Source organism: Weizmannia acidilactici (assembly GCF_008974185.1).
Lineage (GTDB): Bacteria > Bacillota > Bacilli > Bacillales > Bacillaceae_C > Weizmannia > Weizmannia acidilactici.
In genome coordinates, this window is the sequence record NZ_BKZP01000076.1 from 1 (window position 1) to 1710 (window position 1710).

At 41.8% G+C, this 1710-nt stretch carries 1 protein-coding gene and 1 pseudogene; one reads left to right on the plus strand and one right to left on the minus strand.

Annotation, left to right across the window (positions count from 1 at the left end; genetic code table 11):
* On the plus strand, positions 1–1291 hold a 1291-nt coding region (locus BpJC4_RS15705; protein WP_151698186.1), incomplete at its 5' end, for an N-acetylglucosaminidase.
* 45 nt (positions 1292–1336) lie between these two features.
* Here the strand turns inward: BpJC4_RS15705 and BpJC4_RS16405 are convergent.
* Positions 1337–1710: pseudogene (locus BpJC4_RS16405) on the minus strand (hypothetical protein); the annotation flags it as partial.

A 1710-nucleotide genomic window follows, 5' to 3' on the forward strand; every position in this document is an offset into this window, starting at 1 on the left:
TTCAAGAGGGACAAGCGTAAAAGTCCTTTCCACTTCCGGATCTTGGGCAAAAGTAACGGTGAGTAGTAAAACCGGGTATGTCCATGCGGATTATCTTTCTTCTTCGAAAGTGTCCACATCAGGTTCCACAAGCAGTTCTTCTGCTGCCAAAACCGTTACTAAATATGTCAATGTCGATCCCGGATCAAGCTTAAACATGCGAACATCACCATCCACTTCTGCTTCCATTATTACCAAACTGGCAAGCGGAACAGTTGTGCAGGTTTTATCAGAAGCAAACGGATGGGCAAAAGTAACGGCCTTCGGAAAGACGGGATATGTCAGTGCACAATATTTATCATCTGCAGAACCTTTGCAGGGGAAATCCATTTCAAAAAACTATCAATCTTATGGAATTTCTTTAAATGAAATGGTGAACATAGAGATGAAGGCAAACCCACAAACGGATAAAAAATACAGTACATATATCCGCTCAGATGCTTTAATTGTGGATAGCAAAACAAATCCTAAAAAAGGTGTTGTAGTGGGCTCCAACTGGAACATTAGAGGCGGGGCAGGTACCAATTATTGGGTTGTCGGGAAAGTTTCAAACGGTTCAACTCTGCAAATCCTTGGGACTGTAAAAGGAACAGACGGAAAAACATGGTATAAAGTCTCCTACAATAAAACATGGGTGAACGCAAGCCCCGAAGACGTCAAATACTATGTGAACCCGGCAAATTTTGAAAATGATCCGGTTCAGTGCTTCCAATTTCTTAAATTAACGCAAACAGCTAATGTGGATAAAGATGAAATTAACGAAAAAGTTTTAGCAGGAAAAGGTATATTGGCTGGAAAAGCGGAAAGCTTTATTACGGCTAGCAAACTGTCAGGCGTAAATGAACTCTATTTAATTTCTCATGCCCTGCTGGAAACCAAGAATGGGACTTCCGAACTGGCTAATGGTGTTCAATATAAAGGCCGGACCGTATATAATATGTACGGGATCGGGGCCTATGACGGTTCGGCAGTCACGAGCGGTGCAGCGTATGCTTATAATCAAGGCTGGTTTACGCCGGAAGCAGCCATTATCGGGGGTGCTAAGTTTATTGAAAGCAATTATCTGAAAAACGGCCAAGATACTTTGTATAAGATGAGATGGAATCCAAGCGCAGCTGTGTCGACACGCACCGCTTCGCACCAGTATGCAACTGATATCGGCTGGGCGTCCAAACAAGTCAGCAGCATCTATAATCTTTACAGTTTGCTTGATTCCGGCCAAATTATATTGGATATTCCTAAATATCAATAATCTGTCATATAATCGAGTAGGAGAGGGTGACTGGCCCCCGTCCTCTCACACCACCGTACGTACGGTTCCGTATACGGCGGTACAATCAAATAAATGACGCTTGTCACAATACTTTTCATACAGGCTTTTCAGCCCTTGGCGATTCCAGTAGGAGTTGCCAAGGGCTTTGTGTAAAATTGGGCTGTTAGAGATTCTCCAATATGCCATCCTTGAATTTCCCCACTCATATGCTTCATGTTGGGGCACTCCTAATTGGATCAGCTTCTTGATCTTCGTTTTTGGTTTCTTCCATTGTTGTGAATTTCCACATAATTTCAGATTGTGACTTTCATAGTATTCCAGATGTATAATATTCAATGTATGAGTAAAACGTTTACGGGGAGTAGATAAATTTAGGAATATTCTAATAAAAGCAATAT